This window comes from Chryseobacterium sp. HNCC26DJ238 (assembly GCF_057180465.1).
On record NZ_JBXUGI010000002.1, the window covers coordinates 49182 to 68102 of the forward strand.

Sequence of the window (18921 nt, forward strand, 5' to 3'; positions counted from 1 at the left end):
AAAAACTAAAAATAGACAATTCTGCCATCAAAGTGGAGAAAATAGTATTCTCATATCTGTCTGCTTTTACACCTGCTGATTTCTTTAGCAGTTATTTTAGTTTTTATACGTCTTATTATAGAAATTTCAGAAATTATTATCGATTTTATTGGTATAGCTAACTGAATTTCTTTCTCAAAAAACGGAAAATAATCATTTTCCATCCCTGATTTCATAACATTTTTGTATATCATTTTTTGAAAGGAATTATAAAGAAAACTTTATAAGGCTTTGTCAATGAATGTAACATTTAATTAAATATAACTTTACAATATGAATTTAACAGATTTAAAAAACGAATGGATCAAAGAGTTTTCGCAGCCTATGATGATTGCGGGACCATGCAGTGCAGAAAGTGAAGCACAGATGCTGGAAACAGCGCAGCGATTAAAAAACACGGGTGCGCAGGTTCCGGTTTTCCGTGCGGGTATCTGGAAGCCACGTACTAAACCAAATGGTTTTGAAGGAGTTGGAGTGATTGGCCTTAACTGGCTGAAAAAAGTAAAGCAGGAATACGGATTTAAAACAGCTACTGAAGTGGCCAATGCTCATCACGTTTCTGCGGCTCTTGAAGCGGATCTTGATATCCTTTGGATCGGAGCAAGGTCAACAGTAAACCCTTTTACGGTTCAGGAAATTGCCGAGGCTTTAAAAGGAACTGAAAAAATTGTACTGGTGAAAAATCCTGTGAATCCCGATTTGGCTTTGTGGATAGGAGCATTAGAAAGACTTTTGGGACAGGGGATTACCAATTTAGGAGCTATTCACCGTGGATTCTCAACCTACCAGAAAACCAAGTACCGGAATAATCCAAACTGGCAGATTGCTTTGGATTTTAAAAGTCAGTTTCCGAATATTCCGATGTTGGTTGACCCTTCTCACATTTGCGGGAACAGAACTGGTCTTGCAGATATTACCCAGGAGGCTCTGAACGTAGGTTACCAGGGAGCTATTATTGAAACCCACTCCAATCCTGATGAAGCGTGGAGTGATGCCTCTCAGCAGATAACCCCTGAAGTTCTGGCTGAACTGATCTCTAATCTGAAAATAAGAAATTCCGGTATTGCAGGTTTTGACAATGAAATGGGTAGACACAGGACTTTGATTTCTGATCTTGATTTTCAGATGATTGAACTGCTTTCTCAGCGAATGAAGATTTCAGAAAAAATAGGAAAGCTGAAAAAAGAGAATGATATTGCGATCTTTCAGCCGGAACGTTGGAAGGTGATTACTGAGTATGCTGTACAGAAAGCCAGAGAAACAGGAATGTCTCAGGATTTTATTGAAAAAGTATTCAAGGCGATTCATGAAGAATCTATCGAAAAGCAAAATAATATCATGATCGACAGAAAGTAATATACAGGAAAGGTAACAGGGTTTGGAATGTAGAAGAACGCCGTTCAACAGCTTCAACTAAATCCTGTTACCTAAATCCTAATTCCTTATATTTGCAGTCATATATATGGAAGGAAAAATCATTAAATCTACAGGAAGCTGGTACCAGGTTTTGGAAATGAAAACCGGTAAAATTTTTGAAGCACGGATTCGTGGAAAATTCAAGCTGATAAAAACCAGGCTGACCAATCCACTGGCTGTAGGAGATTTTGTTGAGTTTCAGCTGGAGCAGGACGATATCGCATGGATCACCAAGATCGAACCACGCAGAAATTACCTGATCAGAAAATCAGTCAACCTCTCTAAAGAAGCTCATATTATTGCTTCCAATATTGACCTCGCCTGTTTTATTTTTACACTCAAGCATCCTGAAACATCTTTCGGTTTCTTAGACCGTTTTCTTGCCTGTTGTGAAGCCTACAATATCAGACCGCTTATTCTTTTTAATAAGATGGATGTTCTTAATGATGAAGAAATAGAAGTTGTAAAAGATATTCAGTTTCTCTATCAGGAAATAGGATATGACAGTCTTGAAATTTCTTCATATTCCAAATTGAATCTGGAAGATTTACAGAATCTTCTTAAAGATGAAACATCTGTGTTTTTCGGACATTCCGGATGTGGAAAATCTACACTGGTGAATGCGCTGCAACCTGATCTTAATCTCCGTACATCAGAAATTTCAGATACCCATCTTAAAGGGAAACACACGACTACTTTTGCCCAGATGCATTTCTGGCATTTTGGCGGAAATGTAATTGATACGCCGGGAGTAAGGGAGTTTGCGATGATTGATATTGAAAAAGAAGAAGTGCAGCATTACTTTCCTGAAATTTTCAGAAAAAGAAAAGAATGCAAATTTCATAACTGTATGCACATTAATGAACCGAAATGTGCCGTTCTTGACGCTCTCGAAACCGGCGAAATTCAATATTCCCGATATTCAACGTATATTAAGCTGATGGAAGAGGCAGAAGAAAACGCTCAAAATTAACGGTAGTGAAAAATTAGATTTTGCTTTATTGATTGAAATAGAAGCAATAATTTGAAATATATGCTTATTACATATTTTATAATTATGAAATATGTAATTTTTTTGCGTTATTATTGAAAATAAAAAACCCAGCCGAAGCTGGGTAAAAACTAATAACCATGAAAACTCAAATTAAACATGAGAATCGAATTTATAATTGCAAATAGTGTGCCAAAAATTCCTGGCAGATTTCTTAATAAAAGTTATTTTGTGTTAAAATAAAATTAAAATTATACTTTGGAATTTTTTTGTAATTTTGTGCCATCAAAATATATACATTTATGTCTAACATTACATTCACTATGATTAAGCCTGATGCAGTTGCTGATGGGTACATCGGAGCTATTTTAGGAAAAATTTCAGAAGGAGGTTTTAAAATCAAAGCATTGAAATTAACGCAATTGACTGTTGCTGATGCAAAAAAATTCTACGAAGTTCATGCCGAGAGACCATTTTATGGAGAATTGGTTGATTTTATGAGTTCAGGACCAATAGTTGCTGCGGTATTAGAAAAGGACAATGCGGTGGAGGATTTCAGAACTTTAATTGGTGCCACAAATCCTGCTGATGCTGCCGAAGGAACAATCAGAAAAATGTTTGCCAGAAGCATCGGAGAGAATGCAGTACACGGATCTGATTCTGATGAGAACGCATTAATCGAAGCTCAGTTTCACTTTGCAGGGAAGGAGATTTTTTAATCATAATCTCTTTTTAAATAAAAAATCCGGAAATTTTCCGGATTTTTCTGTTTATGATCAAATCTTAAATTTTTGTGACATTTTGTCACCAGTAAAACAATATCTTTAATAAATTACAGCTGTTTTTTAGAAAATAGAAAGTGAATAAATAATCTGCTGAATTTTATCAATTTCATAAATCCTTTTTGATGTCAATATTATGATTAGATCTGTCGTTTTTTTTAATATATGAGATCATTTTAAAATATCTTTCAGTTTACACCTTCATCAGCTCAATGGTTCGTTCCGGATTTTCTGCCGAAAAAACAGCATTGCCTGCAACCAGAACATCCGCTCCGGCTTCAAATAATTTTGAAGCGTTATCCAGATTAACGCCACCATCGATCTCTATCAACGCCGTAGAATTGTTGCTTAAGATCAGGTCTTTTGTTTCTGCGATTTTTTTGTAGGTATTCTCAATAAATTTCTGTCCCCCAAAACCGGGATTGACACTCATCAGTAATACGAGATCAACATCTGCTATGATATCTTCAAGCATTAATACAGGAGTGGAAGGATTGAGAACAACGCCTGCTTTGGCTCCTTTGCTCTGAATAAAATTAATTGTTCTGTGAAGATGAGTGCATGCTTCATAATGTACAGAAATCAGATCAGCGCCATATTCTATAAATTCCTCCACGTATTTTTCAGGTTCTACGATCATCAAATGAACATCAACGAATTTTCGGGTATGCTGCTGAACAGTTTTCATCACCGGGAACCCGAATGAAATATTAGGAACGAACCTGCCATCCATAACGTCAACGTGAAGCCAGTCTGCCTGAGAATTATTCAGCATTTCAATATCTTTCTGGAGGTTGCCAAAATCTGCAGCTAAAAGGGAAGGGGCGATGAGTTTAGTTTTCATTTTTACTTTGTATAAGATTTCAGATAAAAGATTTCAGACAGGAGACATTGCGTGAATCAATAAATTTCGTGTCTGGCATCTCAGATCTATTTTAATGATATTTCAGTTTCATTTCAGGTTTTATGTTGAGAAGTGTTTCGTAAATCAATTGAATCACGTTTCCTACATCTTCTTTTGCAACCATTTCCACGGTAGTGTGCATGTATCGCAAAGGTAAAGAGATTAATGCACTTGGTACTCCTCCGTTAGAGTGTGCAAAAGCGTCAGTGTCGGTTCCGGTAGCTCTGCTGGCAGCTGCTCTCTGAAAAGGGATTTCTTTCTTTTTTGCCGTGTCAATGATCAGTTCTCTGATCACGTGATGAATACTCGGTGCAAAAAATACGACCGGTCCGTCACCACATTTCTGGTCACCCTCTTTTTTCTTTTCAATCATGGGTGTTGTCGTGTCGTGGGTAACGTCAGTAACGATAGCAATATTCGGTTTGATGGTGTCAGCGATCATATCTGCGCCGTAAAGACCTACTTCCTCCTGTACTGAATTGGTAATATAAAGACCGAAGGGAAGAGTCTTTTTGTTTTCCTTTAAAAGTCTTGCAACTTCAGCGATCATGAATCCTCCGATCCTGTTATCCAGGGCTCTGCAGACAAAATAACGGTCGTTCATCTCAAAAAACTCGTCAGGATAGGTAATCATGCATCCTACAAATATTCCCATATCTTCAACTTCCTGTTTAGTCGTTGCGCCGCAGTCGATGAAAATATTTTCAATTTTTGGGGTCGGTTCATTCTGATTGGCACTTCTCGTATGAATGGCCGGCCATCCGAAAACACCTTTTACAATTCCTTTTTCTCCGTGGATATGGACAATTTTAGATGGGGCAATGGTCTGATCTGAACCCCCGTTTCTGATCACGTAGATCAATCCGTCATCAGTAATGTAATTCACATACCATGAAATTTCATCAGCGTGAGCTTCAATGACCACTTTAAATTCTTCTTCAGGATTAATGATACCGTAGCAGGTACCGTAATGGTCAACTTCAATTTTGTCAACATAAGGAGCTATATAATTCATCCAGACTTCCTGGCCTTTATGTTCGTATCCGGTTGGTGATGAAGTGTTTAAATATTTTTCTAAAAATTTCAAAGATTTCTTCTCGAATTTCATATTTGAGGAATGATTTTTGTAGTTAAATTTCGTTATAATACGTGTAAAAATAATGAAATTTCATAAAATCACCTTTCTTTTTCTGCTCTTTTTTGGTGTTGCTGCCTTTGGACAGCAGAGGGATTCTATTATAGCCAAGCCATTAAACCAATATCCCCAGGATCAGCTGAAAACCGATGAATTCGGAAATCAGTATTATTATGATGAAAGACAGAAAGCCAAAATCTATGAAATCAACGGCGAAACCGTAGTGGTGATGGATGAGCTGGTTTTGCTGAATAAACCCAAATTCAATAATCAGCTGGACAAAAATTATTACTTTTTCCTGAATAAAAAGCTTTACAGGGTATACCCGTTATTTCTGACAGCTCTACAGCAGTACAGGGATATTCAGGTAGAAATGAGAGTGATGGATACCGCTGCAAAACGGAAGTATATCAAAGACCGTCAGAATATGCTTGCCAGTCAGTATGAGAAGCAGCTGAGAGATTTGACGACAACAGAAGGTCAGGTGTTCGCAAAACTGATGAACAGGGCAACCGGAAAAAATGTTTTTGAAATCATTAAAGAAATGCGCGGTGGATGGAGTGCATTCTGGTGGAATGTTAAAGGAAAGATAGCAGACATTGATCTAAAGGATAAATATAATCCTCATAAAAACAGAACTGATGAGTTTCTGGAATCTTTATTACAGTCTAACTGGAACTCAGGTTACCTGCAGCCGTATCCCGGAGCAAGAGATTTTAAAGTTTCTAAATAATAAAAAATTCCTGTAAAATTATTTTACAGGAATTTTTCTTTTAATTTTTCAAAAACAATTTTGTCTACAGGTAACGAAAACGGATTTACTTCAGTGTCAATAGGAAGCCATTCAGCTTTTTCTATACATGGATCAAGGATCAGGAAATCTTCCTCATTGCTAATTTTCACCATATAATATATAGTAAGGAGCTGCTCATTCTCTCTGAATCTTGAAACTAAGAAATCTTCCTGGGTGTACAGGTGTTCTACAATATCTATTTTTACATTAAGCTCTTCATCGAATTCACGGTGGAGGCAGTCGGTAAGACCTTCCCCGAATTCCAGTCCGCCACCCGGAAACTTCAGTAAAGGCTGTCCTGCATATTCTTCAAATAAAGTCAGTACCTTTTTATCTTTTACAGCACAGGCATAAACTCTTACGTTGATTTTATTAATCATACAGTATGTTTTGTGAAGCTAATTTAGGAATTTTTGCCGGAAGTCTGCAGAAAGGTGGTATGAGATATAACCAGTGAAATACGGTTGAAAATTCAGATTTTAGCTTTTTACAATTCAGGCTGCAGTTTTACAGCATTGATCATTTCCCGTTTTCCCGGCGGTCCCTGTTTTTTTTCTACCTTAAAATTCAGTTCCTGTAAGACTCTTCTGACACTCCCTTTGGATGAGTAAGTTGTTAACAGTCCGTTTACATTCATTTTATCGGAGACCATCTCAAATAGAGGCATTTCCCAGAGATCAGGCTGTACTCTTGCCCCGAAACAGTCATAATATACCAGATTGATCTTTGGTAAGTCGATGTTTTTCAGGTCAAAAAAGTCACATTTTATCTTTTTCAGGTGGAAACCTTTAGTGATTTCTGTCAGATTTTCCCAGTCCGCCTGATGAATTTTCTGATAAATATTTTTTAATTCAGGGTTATCAAAATGATCAGAATAGGAGAGATTCTCTATTTCTGATTCATTTACCGGATACTTTTCCAGGGTAAAATAGTTGATAACATGATTTTTGTCAGTTTTTAAATATTCATTAATTGTCACCAAAACGTTTAAACCTGTTCCAAAACCGAGTTCTAAAATGTTAATTTCGTAATCATTTATTAGATTTAATCCATTTTTGATAAACACGTGTTCTGCTTCCTGTAGTGCACCGTGGTGTGAATGGTAATTTTCGTTTAATTCGTTGATAAACAGTGTTTTGCTACCATCGTTAGTAGTTCTTATTTCTCTTTCCAAAGTATTTTTTTTCAAATTTAATGTAAAATTTTTATATTTGGAAAATTATGTTAAATTTGTAGAACATCATAAAAATTTTAAGAAATGATAATTCAAAAAACAGAAAACTCCAGAATTTCTACTTTCGATCCCAATAATTTTTCGTTCGGAAATACTTTCAGTGATCACATGATCATCTGTGAATATGAAGACGGTCAGTGGGGAGATGTGAAATTGGTTCCTTACGGTCCTTTATTATTTACACCTGCGATGATGGGCGTAAATTACGGACAGGCTTGTTTTGAAGGCATGAAAGCCTATAAAGACAATGACGGACAGGTTTTCCTTTTCAGGCCTGAAAAGAATTTTGAACGTATCAATAAATCTGCAAAACGTCTTGCCATGCCGGAATTAACAGAGGAGATATTCTTAGACGGTCTTAAAGCACTGGTAGATACAGACAGAAACTGGATTCCTCAGGGAGAAGGAATGTCATTATACATCAGACCTTTGATTTTTGCTACGGAGGAAGCGTTAAAAGCGAGAGTTGCCAATAAATATATGTTTGCGATTGTTGCTACCCCGGCAAAGAGTTATTATTCCGAGCCTGTATCTGTGAAAATTTCTGATCACTATTCAAGAGCGGCAAACGGTGGAGTAGGTTCGGCAAAAGCAGCCGGAAATTATGCAGCCTCTTTCTACCCGACCCAATTGGCTATTGAAGAAGGATACGATCAGATTATCTGGACGGATGATGCAACCCACGAATATTTTGAGGAAAGCGGAACGATGAATGTTTTTGTAAGAATCAACGATACCATCTATACGCCTCCTACTTCAGAGAAAATTTTAGACGGAGTTACCAGAGACAGTTTTATCCAGCTGGCTAACAAAAGAGGACTTGATATCAAAATAGAGCCAATCCCTGTAAAATCAGTTATAGCAGCACATCAGAACGGAACTTTAAAAGAAGTCTGGGGGGTGGGTACTGCTGTAGTGACAACAGTATTCAAAGCATTGGGATACAACGGTGAAAAACTGGAACTTCCTTCTCTTTCTGCCGAAGAAAGCTATGCGGAACTGTTGAAAAATGATTTGGTAAGCCTGCAGACAAATCTTACTGAAGATTCATTCGGCTGGAGAGTACTGGTTGAAAAAGATGTTTGGGAAACAGCGTAATTTAAGCTGATCAGTTACTATATATAAAGCCGGAATTTTTTCCGGCTTTTCCTTTATATGAAGCGATTTATTTTATCACTGTTTACCCTTCTGTATATTTTAAAAAATAATAAATTCATCAAGTTTTGTGAATGATTACCGAAATGCGTATTTTCGCAAAAGTTTTATGAAAAAAATACTTCTCATCTCCGCATTAGGACTTTTAAACTGCAAGAGAAACCCTCCGCAGGTGCATCCTCCGGTAGGTGGTGTCCTGAGCCAGAGTGATCTTGATGTTTCAAGAAACAGGATGAAGAATCTGAACACACTGGAAAGGCAGCAGATCCAGGACTGGGTAAACGGTCAGTATATTAAATTTTATCCGACCCAGCTTAATTACTGGACAACGGCAGAGGGATTTGATAAAAGGCAGAGAAGACCGGACGACTCTCCGATTTCATATTCTTATGATCTGTATGATTTTGACCAGACTAAAATCTATGATAAATCATTTACAAGAAACAATGCGAGATTCGGGCATTTTGATGAGCTGAAAGCAGTGGAAAATGCTTTGAGATTTATGCATGATGGAGAAGAAGTGACGCTTCTGGTTCCTTCGTCACTGGCATATGGAACATTCGGAGACGAAAATAAAATAGATAACGATATTCCTTTAATTATAAAATTAAAAGTTCTGTAAAATGAAATTGTTTAACAAAAATATAATCCTGGCAGCAGCAAGTGCTTCGCTGCTGAGTTGTACACCAATTTATAAAAAAATGAACGTAGACAAAGAAACTTACGAAGGGCTTAAAGACGGACTTTATGCTAATCTTCAAACGACAAAAGGTAACCTGATTGTAAAGTTTGAAGACAAAAAATCACCGGTGACTGTGGCTAACTTTGTTGGTCTTGCAGAAGGTAAAATTGATAACAAAGCGAAAGCGAAGGGAGTTCCTTTTTACGACGGAACTATTTTCCACAGAGTGATCAAAGATTTCATGATCCAGGGAGGTGATCCTCAGGGAACGGGAATGGGAGATCCCGGATATAAATTTGAAGACGAGAAAAACGATCTTAAGCATACAGGAAAAGGTGTCCTGTCAATGGCTAATTCGGGACCGAATACCAACGGTTCTCAGTTCTTCATCACTGAAATCGCTACTCCATGGTTAGATGGAAAACATACGATTTTCGGTAAAGTTGTAAAAGGTGACGATGTCATTGATACAATTGCCAATGTAGAAAAAGGAGCTCAGGATAAACCTAAAACAGATATCGTCCTTGAGAAAGTAAGCATTTTCAGCAAAGGGGATGAGTACAAAGGATATGATGCTGCTAAAACTTTTACAGAAGGAAAATCTAAAATTGCTGCCAATAACAAAGCAATGGCTGAAAAAGCTGAAGCTGAGGCAAAGAAAGCTTTAGAAGATCTTAAAGCAGGAATGACTGTTACAGAATCAGGACTGTATTATAAAATCACTAAAAAGACTGACGGGAAAGCTCCTAAAGCAGGAGACAACATTTCAGTACATTATGCAGGAAAATTAACCAACGGAACTGAATTTGATTCTTCGTTCAAAAGAAATGAGCCCCTCGAAATTCCTATCGGAACAGGTAGAGTGATCAAAGGATGGGACGAAGGGATTCTATTGCTGAAAGAAGGAGAAACCGCTACACTTTTAATTCCGCCGGCATTGGGTTACGGAGCAAACGGAGCAGGAGGGGTGATCCCGCCAAATGCATGGTTGATCTTCGATGTGGAACTTGTGAAAGTTCCTTAATTAACCGATTGATTTAAAATAAAAATTAAAAAGACTGTCCAAAGAGACAGTCTTTTTTATGCGGCAAATGGTTGTAAATCTAACCTCAATTTTTTTTATTCCCACACTCAACCCTTCCAGCGTTTCAAACGCTGGAAGGGTTTTTCCAGTATAGAAAACCGTTATAACTCAGTACGAAATAAACTTGACAAAATGAATAAAAACCCAATATAGATCACCGTTGTGATAAATATAAAAAAATGAATCGGGAAATTCTGCCTTTGAAGAATTTCGGTCAATGAGCTATAGAAAAATATTTTACGAAGTGAAAAGGCTGTCCTTACCAGTTGGACAGCCTTTTTATGGGGATCAATTAGACAATTTCTTTATGGAAAACGCTAAACTACTTCAAAAGAAATTCCTGATTTTGCACAGTTGAAGATCTTTTCAGCTTCATCATACATCACATTCAAGGCGATCTCAAAACCATTTGTCATGAAAAAAGTGACATTTCCGTCCGGATTATGAGTCAGAAATGAAATCTGATCACAATTTACAATAACAGGCTTGCCCAATACTTTTGCTGCTTCAATAGAATTAGCCCTTTTGATAGTAAGCACGATTGAATGCTTAATATAAATGAGCCCCTCTACTGTCGATTTTAACTTTGACATATTTTGCAAATTTACTAAATATTCATAACGTAAATATACGAATATCCTTAATTTTATTAATTGATTTCAATCATAAAACAGTATCAGTTATATGCACAGCCCAATGTACGAATCTCTTTAAACAGACGGTTTTATGACCTTTCTCTCTCCAATCTGCTGTCTCCACATAGCGTAGTATAAGCCCTTTAAATCCAGCAGGTTTTCATGCGAACCCGTTTCGATGACCTTACCGCGTTCCAGCACATAGATCCGGTCTGCATGCATGATGGTACTAAGTCGGTGCGCAATCAGGACAGTAATCTGTTCTTTCTCTTCGGAGATTTCTTTGATCGTGGATGTGATTTCCTCCTCTGTAATGCTGTCTAAAGCAGAAGTGGCTTCATCAAAGATCAGCAGGTTAGGTTTTCTTAATAAAGCTCTGGCAATGGCAATTCTCTGCTTTTCTCCACCACTCAGTTTCAGTCCGCCCTCACCGATAACTGTGTCAATTCCTTTTTCTGCTCTTTCAATCAGTGCTGTGGCACTTGACTTTTGCAAAGCCAGCTGCAGGTCTTCTTCTGTCGCATTCGGGTTGACAAAGAGTAGATTTTCTTTGATGGTACCTGCAAAAAGCTGGGTATCCTGCGTTACGAAGCCGATCTGATTTCTCAGCTCATCAAAATCAAATTCTTTTCCGTCGATACCGTTGTAAAAAATCGAGCCTTCTTTCGGGCGGTACAGTCCGACCAGTAATTTCACCAGTGTACTTTTACCGGAACCGCTGGGACCGACAAAAGCAATGGTCTCACCGTTTTTCACTTCAAATGAGATATTATTCAATGCTTTATAAGATGCAGTCTGATGCTGAAATGCGACATGATCAAAAGCTAATTTTTCTACAGCTCCGATCTGTTTGGGCGTATGGGGTTTTTCTTCAACAGGTTTCTGCATCAAAGTGTCAAAATTATGCAATGATGCCTCCGCTTCACGGTACGAGATAATAATGTTTCCGATTTCCTGCATCGGACCGAAGATAAAAAACCCGTAAAACATTAAAGATAAATACTGTCCCGGAGTTACAATGTTTCTGAATATCAGGTATAACAGTGTGAGGGTGATCAGCTGCTGCAGAAAGTTTACCATGGTTCCCTGGATAAAACTCAGTGAACGGATGCTCTTTACTTTTTTCAGTTCAAGACCCAGAATTTTATAGGTATTGTTGTTGAGACGTTTAACTTCCTGCTTCGTAAGCCCGAGACTTTTTACAATCTCTATATTACGAAGGCTCTCGGTCGTGCTTCCTGCCAGTCCGGTAGTTTCTGTAACGATGGTTTTCTGAATATTCTTTATTCTCTTGCTCAGGAGATTGGTGATAAAGGCAATCAAGAAAATTCCCACTACATATACGGGCATGATCGACCAGTGAAGACGGATTGCATAGACTGAAACGAAGATGATGCTCACTAGGATCCCAAAAAAGATATTAATGAAATTGGTAATAAATTTTACTGAATCTTCCCTCACTTTGGTCAGGATCGAAAGGGTTTCCCCGCTTCGCTGGTCTTCAAATTCCTGATAGGGCAGTGCCATTGAATGCTGGAGACCGTCAGTAAAGATATTGGCTCCGAATTTCTGGGTGATTACATTGACCACATAATCCTGAAATGCTTTGGCAATCCTGCTGACCATAGCGGTACCGATCAGTAACCCGAGAAAGTAAAATGCTCCGTGATACAGGTCGGTTCCGTACAGATATTCATTCAGCGACCGGGGCATGAGTTTTTCCTTGTCAAAAAAATTGGGATGCGTTACCAGTTGATCCAGGATATTACCGGTAATTGCAGGGCCAAATAAAGAAAATACCTGATTGACCGTTGCCAGCACCAAAGATAAAATCAGCAGCCATTTATGAGGTTTTAAATAATGTAATAATGTTTTCATTCTCTTAGAAATACTTGGGTGCAAAATTACAGATATAAATCCGGATACTGCGTGGTCTGCGATTGAATTACCACATAAGATTTATAGGAATCAAAGCGTTAATTTTACCTATATTTGGTGTGCTCTCGAAGAGGCATAGCAGCCGTTATATTTAAAAATAAATCCACCTTATGAAAACAAAAATTATCATCCTGTTTTTCTTTTTAATTTCCTTTATTTCTTTTGCCCAGACGAAGGTAAATACTGATGATCAGGCGATCAGAAAATCTCTTGTCTATTTTGTCAATACCATTAAGTACAAAAAGATAGATCAGACAGTTGAGGGTATTTATCCTAAATTCTTTACCGTAGTTCCGAAAGAGCAGATGACCCAAATGCTGAATATGACCTACAACAATCCTTTCGTGAAAATTGATGTGCAGGATATGAAGTTTGCTTCCGTTGAAAAACCGGAACTCATCAACGGGGAATATTTTTCAATGGCTGGTTATTATTTAAAGCTGAAAGGAAATGTAAGCGCAATGAATGAAGACATGAAAAAGAAGGTCGGCGAAATGCTGAATTCAAAATACGGTAAGGCCAATGTAAAGTATCTGGTAGACGAAGGTGCTTACGTGATCAATGCTCCTATGAAAGTGTGCGCCATATCGAAAGACCGGAAAAACTGGAAATTTGTTTTCGCTGAAAAAGAAGCTAAATCACAATTGGTGAAGGTGCTCCCAAAAAAGATTTTGGATAAAATATAATTTGAAAGCCGTCTCGTTTGAGGCGGCTTTTATCTCTACTGACTCTTACGTTTTTTATCTACTCATAAAAAATACCTGACATCTCCAGCCTCTTCACTTCAGGCTTACCTAAAACAATGTGCTGCAGCGTTGACATGATCTTTTTGAAACGGTCTCCTTTAAAACAAAACCATCGACTGCCCGGTGAACTTTGATACGTAACGCTGTATCCGTCTAAACTCAATTCATCATAAAGTACGGGCTGAACTCCCCATTCCGTACAGTCAATTTTTTGCGGCAGGTTTTTAAACCCGGTTTCCCGAAATAGATCTGCGATCTGTTTTCCTTCTTCTTCCGTCAGTTTTACTTTTACACTGACCGATTCATTACTGTCGTAAAACCGTGTAAAAATTCCGGTCTTTGAATTGTAGCGGTCAGTTAGATTTCTGTAGGTAAATACAGGCTGTGATTCTGTTTTTTCACTGCATGAGTATGATAACAGAGAATAAATAGCGAGTAGAAAATAATGAAACTTTTTTTGATTGGGCATATTTTTAAAGTTTTTTGAAGAGATGCTTTTTAGTCATATCGTTTTTAAGGATTTAGGTATAATTATTTCAAGCCCGTCTGAGCAGTTCTTATTTGATTTTGACGATAATAAAAATCTTACTCTACAACAAATTTTGATCATCTGATCGGGATAAAGACTTTATTCATCCTGTCATTTTACAAATATATTCTAAAATTTGAAATTCATATTTGCTGGGATTATTATTCTGTGTTTCACTTTGTAAATTAATTTTATTTTTTAAGAACTGTCAATTTTGACGGAAGCAAAATCCTGTATATAAATGCTTTCATAAAAATCACTACTTTAGTGCAAATTATAATGATGAAGAATAATCTGTACCTGTTTTTTATTTTATGGATGACAGCAGTCCCGGCGCAGGGGAAAAAGTTTTTTGAAAGTGGAGAAGCGGTTCTTCAGAATCCTGTCGAAAAAATCATTTTTAGTAATGCGAATAATCTGCCGCTGATCCAGGTAGACATCAATGGAAAACAATACCAATTCCTGTTTGATACAGGCGCACCAACCGTGATTTCTCATGCTGTTTATAACGAACTCAGTCTTAAAAAGAAGTTCAGACGTAATGTTGGAGATTCGCAGAAAAATAAGGAAGAACAGATTTTTACCCAACTGCCGGAAATGAAAGTAGGGCAGATTGTTTTTAAAAATATCGGAGCTGTCGTAATTGATCTCGAAGGACCTGAATTTAAATGCTTAAAGATTGATGGAATTTTAGGAGCCAACCAGATGGCTAAACTATTCTGGAGGATTAATTATTCTGAAAATATTCTTGAAGCCGCCAAAGATCTGAATCAGTTTTCAACCAAAGCTTACGAAACTGTTTTTAATTTTAAAACAAAACTTCAGAAAACGCCCATTATAGAATCTCAGATTTCAGGAAAAAAAATCAATCTTACGTTTGATACAGGATTTACTGGAGGAATTAAGATTTCAGAGAGTAATTACGATCCGAAAAATACAGAAGTAAAATCTGTGGAGACCTATGGAATCAGTTCCGTTGGAGCTTTCGGTGCAGGAAAAGAAGTTGCTTCCTATCATTTCAGACCCAATGAACTTTTCCTTGCAGGACATCCATTTAACAATGAAATTGTAATGACGGGAAATTCAAGTCTCCTGGGGAATGAATTCCTGAAAAACTTCACATTCATTATCGACTGGCAAAGCAATGTCATCTATCTGCACCGCCTAAAGACAGTTATGCCAAAATTAGAGTCATTCGGTTTTTCATACCGTTTCATAGACTTTAAAGCCAAGGTTGTCCTGATTTTCCAAAACAGCGGTATTCCACTGAAGATCGGTGATGAGATTCTGAGTATCAACAAGGTGAGTTTTGAAAATTTAGACCAGGCAACTTCATGTCAGTATCTGCTCAACAGGGTAGAGAGCAATGCAGATTCCCTGCAGGTAAAAGTAAAAAGAGATGGTGAAATTTTAGATTTTAAGATTGAAAAGAAGGATTATCTAAACTAAATAATCCTTCTTTTATAATAATTCCGGAAAGGTTTATTTTTTGTCTAACAGCTTTTCCAGCATTCTGATCTGCTCATCTTTAGCTTTGATCAATTCTGTATTCAGTCTTTTAATCTCATCTAATGCTTCAACCCACTTTTCTATGGTATTGATTGTAGGATTTATTTGAAACACCTGTCCGGTTGCGTGATCATTGACTGCAGCTACTGTATTGGCAATGATATTTACTGCATTTTCCTCATCAAAATTCTGAAAAGCTTCGACAGGAATTTTTAATATTTCAGATATTTGCTGAAGCAAAGAAACGTCGATAATTTCTTTGTGCTCTAGCAGAGATACTTTTTTCTGATTCCAGTCATCACCGAGATCAAAAGCCAAAGCCTCCTGCTTAACGCCAAGCATTTCCCTGAATCGTTTTAAGTTGCGTCCCTGATGTATTTTCTGTTCCATGTGTGTTTTATTTGTTTTAAAAATAAGTATTAATGATGATCTGTGATCAGATACAATTTTTTTTAACGGAATTATTTTCTATCCATCAGCTTTTCCATCATTCTGATCTGCTCATCTTTAGCTTTGATCAATTCTGTATTCAGTCTTTTGATTTCATCTAATGACTCAATCCATTTTTCAATAGGATTTATATTAAAAATAGGATAATAATTATATCCATTTGACTGATCACCAAATGTATTGGATATGATACTAACCATCTGTTCTTCATTAAAGTTTTGAATAGCTTCCACAGGAATTTTTAATATTTCAGATATTTGCTGAAGCAAAGAGACGTCGATAATTTCTTTGTGCTCTAGCAGAGATACTTTTTTCTGATTCCAGTCATCACCGAGATCAAAAGCCAAAGCTTCCTGCTTTACGCCAAGCATTTCCCTGAATCGTTTTAAGTTGCGTCCCTGATGTATTTTCTGTTCCATGTGTGTTATTTTCTGAGCGGCAAATAGATAGCCCTCCGTTAAAAATATGAGGAGTAAAGTTAAAAATTATCGGTTTAATATCCTAATAGCATATGAATAATATTCTCTTTGAAAAATCTCGCAATTAAAATTAATGACTTTTTATAAAAAAAATTCCCTCCATAATTCAGTTTTTATTTTATATTTAGACCACTAACTAAAAACTTATGAAAAAACCAAAAAAACAATTAAAAATGAGGCAATTATTTTTGTATGTCCTATTAATAGGACTGATTTCACTTCAAATCTCGTGTAAAGACGAATTATCAGAAGTTCAAAATGAAGAAATTTTCAAGGAAGAGATGAGTCATTCTTCCGCTTCGCGTACTTTTTCGGGAGATTCTTTAATATTGGAAAATCCATATTCTACCGAAAATATGACCGCAGTTTTTTTAAAGCTGAAAGACAATAATCCACAGTCTGCCGTATTCAAAGAGGTTAAAGTCCATACAACACACCAGTACCTTAAATTTTCACCTGAAAATGAAGAGGAAGTAGGATTATTAAAGAGTGATTCTACAATTCATTATTTTGATTATAGACTGGATGCAGAATATAAAGACGAATTTCTGGAAAACAGAAGTCCTAACGCAGATTCTATCCCTGTATACTATACAGCAGTACCTGTAGGAATGAGCTTGCCAGATGTAAAATATGAAGTTTTAAGTGATTTGTATATACCTGAGCAGGATCCTTACTTTTCTGATATTAAAGATTACGATGAATATGAAGTAAAAGGTAAGGTTGAAAATAAGACAGACCTTTTCAATAACCTCGTTTATTATGCGTTTGAGAAGACAGGAAATGAGGAAGAACTGCTTACAGAAAATGCGACTCCACAGGCAAGATGGATTTTCGGAAGTAAATGGAGACCGAGTGGAAGTGTTAGAGTTCAGGATGATATAGCCGGAGTAAGACCTGTCACCGGTGCACAGATTTTAATGAGACAGTGGTTCACTGTGGACAGCGGGATAACAGATGGAAACGGTAATTTTCAAACGGGTACTGTGAGAGGAAAAGCACGGTATGTAATACAGTGGGAAAGATATCATTATAGCGTGAGAGACGGCTCAATTTTTCAAGCGGAGACCCACGGTCCTAATGTAAAACAGCAATCGTGGCATCCGTTGCTTAGTGGCGGTAAAGATGAGTATCATGCATTAATACATCAGGCAGCTCATGATTTTTATTATGGAAACCGCTTCGGTCTGATATCTCCTCCAATGAATAATCATTTCTACAACTTTGGAAGACAATCACAAATCAAAATAGCAGCAAGACTGACTAATTCGGGACCAACATCCAGTTATTCACATGTAAGAAGTGAAATCACATTTGGACTGTCGGCGCAGATTCATATTAAAGATTACGGAAAATCATCTGACCAGGTGTATGGCACCACAATTCATGAATTGAGCCATGCTTTACATTCAGTAAAAGATAGATTTTCATATGACAATATTGTGAGGGACTCTTTCCTGTCCTCTAATTCACAGGTAAGAAAAAGAAACCGCAGGCTTCTGGAAAGCTGGCCAACTGCAGTTGAGATTTTAATGACTTTGGAAAGATACAGAGTGAGATATAATTTGCAAAACTATTCTGTCTATCAGAATTTAGATTACAGAAACTATCAGAACAGGTCCATTGCGATTGAAAATTTATATACTTCCGGAATATATGATATGACTGATATCGTTAATCAAAGAGCTTCCTTCGGAAACACGTTTCCAATTGACAGGGTTAACGGATACACAATAAAAGAGTTGGAAAATGCGTTGCCCGGTGCAAGATATTGGAATGATTACAGGGATAAAGTGAAAGCGATGTATCCGAATAAGGCGACAAGACCGTTTATAGATGAATTATTTGCTAACTGGCAAGACTAATTATTATGAAATCACTATTATTATCAATTTTTGGACTATTGGTTATTCAGTGCGGAACTGACCAGGGAGAAAGTATTGAATATACTTATAATATTCTGAATGCGTCCGGTAAAAACGTGAAACTAATACCTTATGTTAATGGAAATAAGGAAGTTGAAAATTCTATAACTTTACAGAATAACCAGACTTTTACTAAGAAATACGTATACACCCCTCCCGGAGCAGCAGGGTTTACAATGACAGGCTTATTTAATAAAACTGCAATTGGAAGTATCACCCACGTGGAAGTAGTTTTTGATAATTCAAAAAAAGTAATTTATCAGGGATGTACAGAATCGAATCAGTGTTTTAATCAGCCCAGAAATATTTTTAATCCAATATATAATGATGAGCAGGTGGAAACCTACACCATAACTTCTGAGGACAATCAGAATGCTGTCAGTTGTAATGGAAATTGTTATTAGTAAAATAAAACTCACCGCTACGGTGAGTTTTATTTTTTATATATGCTTCTAAATATAAAATCAGAAACGAAAATAAAGTGTTCATTTTTAT

General features: G+C 36.9%; 20 protein-coding genes. 11 read left to right on the forward strand and 9 right to left on the reverse strand.

Going from position 1 to position 18921, the window contains the following annotated elements; genetic code table 11:
* The first annotated feature begins 312 nt into the window (after nucleotides 1–312).
* From AC2A07_RS01850 to AC2A07_RS01860, 3 genes are all read left to right on the forward strand, one after another.
* Nucleotides 313–1395 carry a chorismate mutase gene (locus AC2A07_RS01850; RefSeq protein ID WP_484048962.1) on the forward strand — a complete coding sequence of 361 codons (1083 nt, stop codon included), beginning with the start codon at nucleotides 313–315 and terminating at the stop codon, nucleotides 1393–1395.
* A gap of 106 nt (nucleotides 1396–1501) precedes the next feature.
* Entirely contained in the window at nucleotides 1502–2428 is a 927-nt protein-coding gene (gene rsgA, locus AC2A07_RS01855; RefSeq protein ID WP_314490386.1) for a ribosome small subunit-dependent GTPase A, read from the forward strand.
* A 320-nt stretch (nucleotides 2429–2748) separates the two neighbouring features.
* Entirely contained in the window at nucleotides 2749–3165 is a 417-nt protein-coding gene (locus AC2A07_RS01860) for a nucleoside-diphosphate kinase (protein ID WP_484048963.1), read from the forward strand.
* A gap of 256 nt (nucleotides 3166–3421) precedes the next feature.
* Here the strand turns inward: AC2A07_RS01860 and rpe are convergent, their stop codons facing one another.
* Together rpe and chrP are read right to left on the reverse strand one after the other, a co-directional pair.
* The gene (gene rpe, locus AC2A07_RS01865) at nucleotides 3422–4072 is read right to left on the reverse strand and encodes a ribulose-phosphate 3-epimerase (RefSeq protein ID WP_484048964.1); all 651 of its coding nucleotides are present in this window, start codon (nucleotides 4070–4072) and stop codon (nucleotides 3422–3424) included.
* 91 nt (nucleotides 4073–4163) lie between these two features.
* Entirely contained in the window at nucleotides 4164–5240 is a 1077-nt protein-coding gene (gene chrP / locus AC2A07_RS01870; RefSeq protein ID WP_484048965.1) for a chryseobasin maturation metalloprotease ChrP, read from the reverse strand.
* 52 nt (nucleotides 5241–5292) lie between these two features.
* Here chrP and AC2A07_RS01875 point away from each other — a divergent pair, with 52 nt between their 5' ends.
* Nucleotides 5293–6000 (forward strand): DUF4294 domain-containing protein, encoded by a 708-nt coding sequence (locus AC2A07_RS01875; protein WP_314490394.1) that lies wholly within the window; start codon nucleotides 5293–5295, stop codon nucleotides 5998–6000.
* A gap of 23 nt (nucleotides 6001–6023) precedes the next feature.
* Here the strand turns inward: AC2A07_RS01875 and AC2A07_RS01880 are convergent, their stop codons facing one another.
* Complete coding sequence (locus AC2A07_RS01880) at nucleotides 6024–6440, reverse strand: NUDIX domain-containing protein (RefSeq protein ID WP_484048966.1); 417 nt, start codon at nucleotides 6438–6440, stop codon at nucleotides 6024–6026.
* Nucleotides 6441–6547: 107 nt separating this feature from the next.
* Nucleotides 6548–7234 (reverse strand): tRNA (5-methylaminomethyl-2-thiouridine)(34)-methyltransferase MnmC2, encoded by a 687-nt coding sequence (gene mnmC2 / locus AC2A07_RS01885; RefSeq protein WP_484049163.1) that lies wholly within the window; start codon nucleotides 7232–7234, stop codon nucleotides 6548–6550.
* A gap of 84 nt (nucleotides 7235–7318) precedes the next feature.
* Here mnmC2 and AC2A07_RS01890 point away from each other — a divergent pair, with 84 nt between their 5' ends.
* The 3 genes from AC2A07_RS01890 to AC2A07_RS01900 all read left to right on the forward strand — a co-directional run bounded on the left by AC2A07_RS01890 (nucleotide 7319) and on the right by AC2A07_RS01900 (nucleotide 10155).
* Complete coding sequence (locus AC2A07_RS01890) at nucleotides 7319–8392, forward strand: branched-chain amino acid aminotransferase (RefSeq protein ID WP_484048967.1); 1074 nt, start codon at nucleotides 7319–7321, stop codon at nucleotides 8390–8392.
* A 166-nt stretch (nucleotides 8393–8558) separates the two neighbouring features.
* On the forward strand, nucleotides 8559–9071 hold the full coding sequence (locus tag AC2A07_RS01895; protein ID WP_484048968.1) for an FKBP-type peptidyl-prolyl cis-trans isomerase: 513 nt from the start codon (nucleotides 8559–8561) through the stop codon (nucleotides 9069–9071).
* 79 nt (nucleotides 9072–9150) lie between these two features.
* The gene (locus AC2A07_RS01900; RefSeq protein WP_314491644.1) at nucleotides 9151–10155 is read left to right on the forward strand and encodes a peptidylprolyl isomerase; all 1005 of its coding nucleotides are present in this window, start codon (nucleotides 9151–9153) and stop codon (nucleotides 10153–10155) included.
* Between the two features lie 377 nt (nucleotides 10156–10532).
* Here the strand turns inward: AC2A07_RS01900 and AC2A07_RS01905 are convergent, their stop codons facing one another.
* Nucleotides 10533–10808 (reverse strand): hypothetical protein, encoded by a 276-nt coding sequence (locus AC2A07_RS01905; protein ID WP_484048969.1) that lies wholly within the window; start codon nucleotides 10806–10808, stop codon nucleotides 10533–10535.
* Between the two features lie 117 nt (nucleotides 10809–10925).
* Complete coding sequence (locus tag AC2A07_RS01910) at nucleotides 10926–12728, reverse strand: ABC transporter ATP-binding protein (RefSeq protein ID WP_484048970.1); 1803 nt, start codon at nucleotides 12726–12728, stop codon at nucleotides 10926–10928.
* Nucleotides 12729–12898: 170 nt separating this feature from the next.
* On the opposite strand from AC2A07_RS01910, the gene AC2A07_RS01915 reads away from it, so the two are divergent.
* Complete coding sequence (locus AC2A07_RS01915; protein WP_484048971.1) at nucleotides 12899–13474, forward strand: hypothetical protein; 576 nt, start codon at nucleotides 12899–12901, stop codon at nucleotides 13472–13474.
* 58 nt (nucleotides 13475–13532) lie between these two features.
* Here the strand turns inward: AC2A07_RS01915 and AC2A07_RS01920 are convergent, their stop codons facing one another.
* Nucleotides 13533–14003, reverse strand: a complete 471-nt coding sequence (locus AC2A07_RS01920; RefSeq protein WP_484048972.1) for a hypothetical protein — start codon at nucleotides 14001–14003, stop codon at nucleotides 13533–13535.
* A gap of 339 nt (nucleotides 14004–14342) precedes the next feature.
* On the opposite strand from AC2A07_RS01920, the gene AC2A07_RS01925 reads away from it, so the two are divergent.
* On the forward strand, nucleotides 14343–15512 hold the full coding sequence (locus AC2A07_RS01925; RefSeq protein ID WP_484048973.1) for an aspartyl protease family protein: 1170 nt from the start codon (nucleotides 14343–14345) through the stop codon (nucleotides 15510–15512).
* Nucleotides 15513–15545: 33 nt separating this feature from the next.
* On the opposite strand, the gene AC2A07_RS01930 is transcribed toward AC2A07_RS01925, so the two are convergent.
* Together AC2A07_RS01930 and AC2A07_RS01935 are read right to left on the reverse strand one after the other, a co-directional pair.
* The gene (locus tag AC2A07_RS01930; protein ID WP_484048974.1) at nucleotides 15546–15962 is read right to left on the reverse strand and encodes an XRE family transcriptional regulator; all 417 of its coding nucleotides are present in this window, start codon (nucleotides 15960–15962) and stop codon (nucleotides 15546–15548) included.
* A gap of 71 nt (nucleotides 15963–16033) precedes the next feature.
* The gene (locus tag AC2A07_RS01935) at nucleotides 16034–16441 is read right to left on the reverse strand and encodes an XRE family transcriptional regulator (protein WP_484048975.1); all 408 of its coding nucleotides are present in this window, start codon (nucleotides 16439–16441) and stop codon (nucleotides 16034–16036) included.
* Nucleotides 16442–16674: 233 nt separating this feature from the next.
* On the opposite strand from AC2A07_RS01935, the gene AC2A07_RS01940 reads away from it, so the two are divergent.
* Nucleotides 16675–18366 (forward strand): hypothetical protein, encoded by a 1692-nt coding sequence (locus tag AC2A07_RS01940; protein WP_484048976.1) that lies wholly within the window; start codon nucleotides 16675–16677, stop codon nucleotides 18364–18366.
* A gap of 5 nt (nucleotides 18367–18371) precedes the next feature.
* Nucleotides 18372–18830: a hypothetical protein gene (locus tag AC2A07_RS01945; RefSeq protein WP_314490426.1), complete on the forward strand. Its 459-nt coding sequence runs from the start codon at nucleotides 18372–18374 to the stop codon at nucleotides 18828–18830.
* The last annotated feature ends 91 nt before the right edge of the window (nucleotides 18831–18921 follow it).